The organism is Streptomyces sp. NPDC003327 (assembly GCF_053589515.1).
The window spans coordinates 112,962-120,757 of the sequence record NZ_JBSFSA010000014.1; the positions used below are offsets into that span (position 1 = coordinate 112,962).

The 7,796-nt window shown below is 71.3% G+C and carries 6 protein-coding genes; 5 read left to right on the forward strand and 1 reads right to left on the reverse strand.

The genetic code is table 11. The annotated features are described in order from the left end of the window. Nucleotides 1–145 precede the first annotated feature (145 nt). Together ACWDVG_RS15310 and ftsY are read left to right on the forward strand one after the other, a co-directional pair. Complete coding sequence (locus tag ACWDVG_RS15310) at nt 146–1,573, forward strand: sugar porter family MFS transporter (RefSeq protein ID WP_451699627.1); 1,428 nt, start codon at nt 146–148, stop codon at nt 1,571–1,573. Nucleotides 1,574–1,746: 173 nt separating this feature from the next. After that, the gene (ftsY, locus tag ACWDVG_RS15315) at nt 1,747–2,967 is read left to right on the forward strand and encodes a signal recognition particle-docking protein FtsY (protein WP_451699628.1); all 1,221 of its coding nucleotides are present in this window, start codon (nt 1,747–1,749) and stop codon (nt 2,965–2,967) included. An 81-nt stretch (nt 2,968–3,048) separates the two neighbouring features. Here the strand turns inward: ftsY and ACWDVG_RS15320 are convergent, their stop codons facing one another. Continuing rightward, nucleotides 3,049–3,702, reverse strand: a complete 654-nt coding sequence (locus ACWDVG_RS15320; protein WP_451699629.1) for a bifunctional DNA primase/polymerase — start codon at nt 3,700–3,702, stop codon at nt 3,049–3,051. A gap of 426 nt (nt 3,703–4,128) precedes the next feature. On the opposite strand from ACWDVG_RS15320, the gene nsdA reads away from it, so the two are divergent. The 3 genes from nsdA (at nt 4,129) to ACWDVG_RS15335 (ending at nt 7,671) form a co-directional block, all read left to right on the forward strand. Beyond that, nucleotides 4,129–5,604, forward strand: a complete 1,476-nt coding sequence (gene nsdA / locus ACWDVG_RS15325; protein WP_451699630.1) for a transcriptional repressor NsdA — start codon at nt 4,129–4,131, stop codon at nt 5,602–5,604. Nucleotides 5,605–5,992: 388 nt separating this feature from the next. Beyond that, nucleotides 5,993–7,336 carry an ammonium transporter gene (locus tag ACWDVG_RS15330; RefSeq protein WP_451699631.1) on the forward strand — a complete coding sequence of 448 codons (1,344 nt, stop codon included), beginning with the start codon at nt 5,993–5,995 and terminating at the stop codon, nt 7,334–7,336. After that, nucleotides 7,333–7,671: a P-II family nitrogen regulator gene (locus ACWDVG_RS15335; RefSeq protein WP_015036464.1), complete on the forward strand. Its 339-nt coding sequence runs from the start codon at nt 7,333–7,335 to the stop codon at nt 7,669–7,671. Before ACWDVG_RS15330 ends, ACWDVG_RS15335 begins: the two co-directional genes overlap by 4 nt. Nucleotides 7,672–7,796: the final 125 nt, after the last annotated feature.

The window sequence follows — 7,796 nt, forward strand, 5'->3', positions numbered from 1 at the left end:
ATCGAGACTCGTACTCGTTAACACCCGGGTATTGACTTCGAAACTTGAAGGCATAGTCTCTGCAACGTTGCTTTTGCCTTCACGTGGTGGGCGGCGAGAAGTTGTGCGCCACTGGAAGGGCTCTACCCCCGACCGAGGAGTCCATGTGACCAGCACCGCACAGGCGCCCCCGCCGTCGGAAGGACGCTCCGCCCACCCGGACCACCTCGGTCACGTCATCTTCATCACGGCCTCCGCCGCGATGGGCGGCTTCCTCTTCGGCTACGACAGCTCCGTCATCAACGGCGCAGTCGAGGCCATCCGGGACCGCTACGACATCGGCTCCGGCACCCTCGCCCAGGTCATCGCCATCGCCCTGATCGGCTGCGCCGTCGGCGCCGCGACCGCCGGCCGCATCGCCGACCGGATCGGCCGCATCCGCTGCATGCAGATCGCCGCCGTGCTGTTCTCCGTCAGCGCCGTCGGATCCGCGCTCCCCTTCGCCCTCTGGGACCTCGCCCTCTGGCGGGTCATCGGCGGCTTCGCCATCGGCATGGCCTCCGTCATCGGCCCCGCCTACATCGCGGAGGTCGCCCCCGCCGCGTACCGCGGCCGCCTCGGCTCCTTCCAGCAGGCCGCGATCGTCATCGGCATCGCCATCTCCCAGCTGGTCAACTACGGCATCCTCCAGATCGCCGACGGCGACCAGCGCGGCGAGATCGGCGGCCTGGAGGCCTGGCAGTGGATGCTCGGCGTGATGGTCGTCCCCGCGCTCCTCTACGGCCTGCTCTCCTTCGCGATCCCCGAGTCCCCCCGCTTCCTCATCTCCGTCGGGAAGATCGACCGGGCCAAGGAGGTCCTCGCCGAGGTCGAGGGCCACGGCGTCGACCTCGACCACCGCGTCGCCGAGATCGACCGCGCCATGCGCAGCGAGCACAAGTCCACCTTCAGGGACCTGCTCGTCACCGGCTCTCGCCTCAAGCTCCTGCCCATCGTCTGGGTCGGCATCGGACTCTCCGTCTTCCAGCAGCTCGTCGGCATCAACGTCGCCTTCTACTACTCCGCGACGCTCTGGCAGTCCGTCGGCATCGACCCGTCCAGCTCGTTCTTCTACTCGTTCACCACGTCGATCATCAACATCGTCGGCACCGTGATCGCCATGGTCCTGGTCGACCGCGTCGGCCGCAGGCCCCTCGCCCTCGTCGGCTCCGCCGGCATGGCCATCGCCCTCGCCTTCGAGGCCTGGGCCTTCTCCGCCGACCTCGTCGACGGCAAGCTCCCCGAGACCCAGGGCGTCGTCGCCCTCGTCGCCGCCCACGTCTTCGTGCTCTTCTTCGCCCTCTCCTGGGGCGTCGTGGTCTGGGTCTTCCTCGGCGAGATGTTCCCCAACCGGATCCGCGCCGCCGCCCTCGGCGTCGCCGCCTCCGCGCAGTGGATCGCCAACTGGGCCATCACCGCCAGCTTCCCGTCCCTCGCGGACTGGAACCTCTCCGGCACCTACGTCATCTACACGGTCTTCGCCGTGCTCTCGATCCCCTTCGTGCTCAGGTACGTCAAGGAGACGAAGGGCAAGGCGTTGGAGGAGATGGGCTAAACCCCGCTGCCCCTCTCCTCGCTCACGGAGACTGCCCCGGCCCGCGGCCCCGCGCCGCGAGCCGGGGCAGTACCGTGTCGCGGAACGGCCGCGGACCGCGCCGCCCCTCTCCTTGACCCACGCCGTGTGCGTACGACGTCACCGGCCCGGTCGTGGCCGATACTGGATCCGTTATGGAACTCATCCTTGCTGTAGTCATCGCTCTGGTCGTCGCGGTCGCCGTGACCAGCGGGCTCGTGATCAGCGGTCGCAAGAAGAAGCAGCTGCCGCCGGCCGAACCGCCGTCCACCCCGCCGACCATCACCGCTCCGCCCGCCGAACCGCACGTCGGCGACGAGGCGGAGACGCCGCGGGAAGAACCACGCCGCACCGTCGAGGAGGTCGACCTCCCCGGCACCGAGGCGCCCGCCGCCGAGGCCCCCGTGGCCGTCGAGGAGCCGCAGGCCCCCGCCGCCCCCGAGATCGAGGTGCCCGAGCCCACCGCCGGCCGTCTCGTACGGCTCCGGGCCCGCCTCGCCCGCTCCCAGAACTCGCTCGGCAAGGGGCTGCTCACGCTCCTGTCCCGCGAGCACCTCGACGAGGACACGTGGGAGGAGATCGAGGAGACCCTCCTCACCGCCGACGTCGGCGTCGCCCCCACCCAGGAACTGGTCGACCGGCTCCGCGAGCGCGTCCGGGTCCTCGGCACCCGCACCCCCGACGAGCTGCGCGGCCTGCTCCGCGAGGAGCTCGTCGCCCTCCTCGGCGACTACGACCGCACCGTGCACACGGAGAGCCCCGAGGACATCCCGGGCGTGGTCATGGTCGTCGGCGTCAACGGCACCGGCAAGACCACCACCACCGGCAAGCTGGCCCGCGTTCTCGTCGCCGACGGCAAGTCCGTCGTCCTCGGCGCCGCCGACACCTTCCGCGCCGCCGCCGCCGACCAGCTGCAGACCTGGGGCGACCGCGTCGGCGCCCGTACCGTCCGCGGCCCCGAGGGCGGCGACCCGGCCTCGATCGCCTTCGACGCGGTCAAGGAGGGCATCGCCGAGAAGGCCGACGTCGTCCTCATCGACACCGCCGGCCGCCTGCACACCAAGACGGGCCTCATGGACGAGCTCGGCAAGGTCAAGCGCGTCGTCGAGAAGCACGGCCCGCTCGACGAGATCCTCCTCGTCCTCGACGCCACCACCGGCCAGAACGGCCTCATCCAGGCCCGCGTCTTCGCCGAGGTCGTCGACATCACCGGCATCGTCCTGACCAAGCTCGACGGCACCGCCAAGGGCGGCATCGTCGTCGCCGTCCAGCGCGAGCTCGGCGTCCCGGTCAAGCTGGTCGGCCTGGGCGAGGGCCCGGACGACCTGGCCCCCTTCGAGCCCGGCGCCTTCGTCGACGCCCTGATCGGCGACTGACCCCCGCCACGGCACACGGAAGGGCCCCCGCCACCTCGTGGCGGGGGCCCTTCCGCGTACGGGACCTGCCCGGCCCGTACGTCAGTCGTGCGTCCGGTGGCAGATGTACGCCAGCGTGCCGAGCAGCAGCCGCGCCTGCGGCGGCGAACCGGCCGTGTCCAGCGTCGGAGGCCGCAGCCAGCGCACCGGGCCGAGCCCCCCGAGGTCCGACGGGGGAGCGGTGACGTGGCTGCCCGGCCCCAGGCCGTGCAGGTCCAGCTCCGCGTCGTCCCAGCCCATCCGGTACAGCAGCCGCGGCAGCTCCGCCGCCGCGCCCGGCGCCACGAAGAACCGGGCCCGGCCCGTCGGCGTCGCGCAGACCGGACCGAGCGGCAGCCCCATCCGCTCCAGCCGCACCAGCGCCCGCCGGCCCGCCGCCTCCGCGACCTCGATCACGTCGAAGGCCCGGCCCACCGGGAGCAGCAACGACGCCCCGGGATACTCCGACCACGCCTTGGTCGCGTCGTCCAGGCCGGCGCCCGCCGGCACCGGCTCGGCGAAGGAGAGGGGATGCGCCCCCGGAGCCGTACACGCGCGATCACCGCAGGAGCACTGGCCGGAGACTGCCCGCGCGCCGGGCACCACGTCCCAGCCCCAGAGTCCGGTGTACTCGGCCACCGCTGTGCACTCCGTGGTGCGGACGCGGCGGCGCGCGCCGGACCGCATCTCACGAATGCCGCCGATCGTGAAGCCCATGCCCCCTCCAACGGGTCGAACGCGCCGGTGGTTACGACCCGGAGCTCCGTCGTCACCCGCCGTCACGCCGCGTCACCGCGAACGGCGCACAGGCGTGCGTGGGGTGGTGCGGACGACGACACGCGCCTCTCCGCGCCTCCGTCCGCCGACTCCGGTTCGTCGCATGTCAAGTGAATCGCGTTCCGCGCGCGGCGAGTTCATTCGAAGGGGTGGCGAATGGTGGCGTTTCTTGAATCGCCCTCGTAGAGCGGTGATCGTAGGATTACTTTCGGTACGCGAAGCCCGGAGCCGCTCGCGCACGCGGGTATGCCGGAGGCAACCCGGTCTCCCGTTCGAAGAGGGCAGAACGCCGGACGGCCGCCGTGGAACGCGGCATTCTGATAAGGGTTCGCACGACAGGGCAATCAGGTGGATGGGGGCGTTCCAGTGGGCGGCAACGGCGCAGACGGTACGACTGCCGGCAAGCGCCCCAACGAGCAGCTGAGCTCCTGGTTCGTGCGCAGCGGCTGGTCGAAGGGCGAACTGGCGCGCCAAGTGAACCGCAGGGCCCGCCAGATGGGCGCGCACCACATCTCCACCGACACCTCACGGGTGCGCCGCTGGCTCGACGGCGAACAGCCCCGCGAACCCATCCCGCGCATCCTCTCCGAGCTGTTCTCCGAGCGCTTCGGCTCCGTCGTCGCCGTCGAGGACCTCGGACTGCGCACCGCCCACCAGACCCCCTCCGTCTCCGGCGTCGACCTGCCCTGGGCCGGCCCCCAGACCGTCGCCCTCCTCAGCGAGTTCTCCCGCAGCGACCTCATGCTCGCCCGCCGCGGCTTCCTCGGCTCCTCGCTCTCGCTCGCCGCCGGACCCGCCCTCATCGAGCCCATGCAGCGCTGGCTCGTCCCCACGCCCGTCACCGAGACCGAGCGGCCCGACCCCCTCGCCGACGCCCGCCGCCCCAACCGGCTCTCCGAGATCGAACTCGACCTCCTCGAATCCACCACCGCCATGTTCCGCAAGTGGGACGCCCAGTGCGGCGGCGGACTGCGCCGCAAGGCCGTCGTCGGCCAGCTCCACGAGGTCACCGACCTCCTCCAGGAACCCCAGCCGGCCGCCACCGCCAAGCGCCTCTTCACCTGCGCCGCCGAACTCGCCGAACTCGCCGGGTGGATGAGCTACGACGTGGGCCTCCAGCCCACCGCCCAGAAGTACTTCGTCCTCGCGCTCCACGCCGCCAAGGAGGCCGGGGACAAGCCCCTCGGCTCGTACATCCTCTCCTCCATGAGCCGCCAGATGATCCACCTCGGCCGGCCCGACGACGCCCTGGAACTCATCCACCTCGCCCAGTACGGCAGCCGCGAGTGCGCCACCCCCCGCACCCAGGCCATGCTGTATGCGATGGAGGCCCGCGCCTACGCCAACATGGGCCAGCCCTCCAAGTGCAAGAGGGCCGTCCGGATGGCCGAGGACACCTTCTCCGACGTCGGCCTCGACGGCGAACCCGAGCCCGACTGGATCGCCTTCTTCTCCGAGGCCGAGCTCAACGGCGAGAACTCCCACTCCTACCGCGACCTCGCCTACGTCGCCGGACGCTCCCCGACGTACGCCTCCCTCGCCGAGCCCGTCATGGAACGGGCCGTCGAACTCTTCGAGAAGGACCCCGACCACCAGCGGTCCTACGCGCTCAACCTCATCGGCATGGCCACCGTCCACCTCCTCAAGCGCGAGCCCGAGCAATCCGTCGTCCTCGCCGAGAAGGCCCTCGGCGTCGCCAAGAGCATCCGCTCCGAGCGCGTCAACAACCGGCTCCGCAAGACCGTCGACACCGCCGCCCGCGACTTCGGCGACGTCGCCGAAGTCGTCCAGCTCACCGACCGCCTCACCCAGCTCCTGCCCGAGGCCGCCGAAGCGGTCTGACCCCCGGGCCGCCCACCGGTCCGACGCCCGAGACCGCCGAAGCGGTCCCACCCCGGCTCCCGCGAGCCCGCCACCACTCCGGCCGCGCCCCCGCCCCGTACGCCCGACTCGGCTCCCCCGCCGCACAGGTCACACGGACGGACGGCGCGGCCGGTCCACGTCCCCGCCCCCGGGCGGCCGCCCGCAGGGTACGGGCGTTACCTCCCCGTGACCGGCGTGTTCACGACCGCGTAACACGCTCCACCCCTTCGTCACTGCGCCGAAACATCGAGCGGCATCGGCGGAAACCGCGCTGCGCGAATCTCTGGCCCATAACCGGCCACCCCGCACGGCCGACCGCTCTTCGGCCCCGCCCCCGCACAGGCCGCACGACGACGAGGAGACGCCGATGGCTCCAGCCATCACGACCCTGGCCGCAGACGCCCCCGAGCTGTCTGCCGCGAACACCGGGTTCATGCTCATCTGCTCCGCCCTGGTCATGCTGATGACCCCGGCACTCGCCTTCTTCTACGGAGGCATGGTCCGCGTCAAGTCCACCCTCAACATGCTGATGATGAGCTTCATCAGCCTCGGGATCGTCACGGTCCTCTGGGTGCTCTTCGGCTTCAGCGTCGCCTTCGGCACCGACATCGGCTCCGTCGTCGGCTGGTCCTCCGACTACCTCGGCCTCAGCGGCATCGGCGTCACCGAACTCTGGGACGGCTACACGATCCCCGTGTACGTCTTCGCCGTCTTCCAGCTGATGTTCGCGGTGCTCACCCCCGCCCTCATCAGCGGCGCCCTCGCCGACCGCGTGAAGTTCACCGCCTGGGCCCTCTTCGTCACCCTCTGGGCCACGATCGTCTACTTCCCCGTCGCCCACTGGGTCTGGGGCGCGGGCGGCTGGCTCTTCGAGATGGGCGTCATCGACTTCGCGGGCGGCACCGCCGTCCACATCAACGCGGGCGCCGCCGCCCTCGGCGTCATCCTCGTCATCGGCAAGCGCGTCGGCTTCAAGAAGGACCCGATGCGCCCCCACAGCCTCCCGCTCGTGATGCTCGGCGCCGGCCTCCTCTGGTTCGGCTGGTTCGGCTTCAACGCCGGCTCGTGGCTCGGCAACGACGACGGCGTCGGCGCCGTCATGTTCGTCAACACCCAGGTCGCCACCGCCGCCGCCATGCTCGCCTGGCTCGCCTACGAGAAGCTCCGCCACGGCTCCTTCACCACCCTCGGCGCCGCCTCCGGCGCCGTCGCCGGCCTCGTCGCCATCACTCCCGCCGGCGGCTCCTGCTCCCCGCTCGGCGCGATCGCCATCGGCGCCGTCGCCGGCCTCCTGTGCGCCATGGCCGTCGGCCTGAAGTACCGGTTCGGCTACGACGACTCCCTCGACGTCGTCGGCGTCCACCTCGTCGGCGGCGTGGTCGGCTCCCTCCTCGTCGGCTTCTTCGCCACCGGCGGCGTCCAGTCCGACGCCAAGGGCCTCTTCTACGGCGGCGGCCTCGACCAGCTCGGCAAGCAGGCCATCGGCGTCTTCGCCGTCCTCGCCTACTCTCTGATCGCCTCCGCGATCCTCGCCCTGATCATCGACAAGACGATGGGGATGCGGGTCAGCGAGGACGACGAGGTCTCCGGCATCGACCAGGTCGAGCACGCCGAGACCGCGTACGACTTCAGCGGAGCCGGCGGCGGCGCCTCCTCCCGCAGCACCGCCCCCGCCCCGGCCGTCACGGAGAACAAGAAGGTGGACGCATGAAGCTCATCACCGCGGTCGTCAAGCCGCACCGGCTCGACGAGATCAAGGAGGCCCTCCAGGCCTTCGGGGTCCACGGCCTGACCGTCACCGAGGCCAGCGGTTACGGACGCCAGCGCGGCCACACCGAGGTCTACCGCGGCGCCGAGTACACCGTCGACCTCGTCCCCAAGATCCGCATCGAGGTCCTCGTCGAGGACGAGGACGCCGAACAGCTCATCGACGTCGTCGTGAAGGCCGCCCGCACCGGCAAGATCGGAGACGGCAAGGTGTGGAGCGTCCCCGTCGAGACCGCCGTACGGGTCCGCACGGGCGAGCGCGGACCGGACGCCCTGTAGGTCCCCAGGCCCCGACGGGCCGCGACGGGTGGTACGCGCTCTCGGAGGAGGCCCGGCGGCTCCTGGACGACGGCGACCGCCGCATCTACGCCCGTACGGAGCCGAAGCTGTCCGAGGGCTGGGTC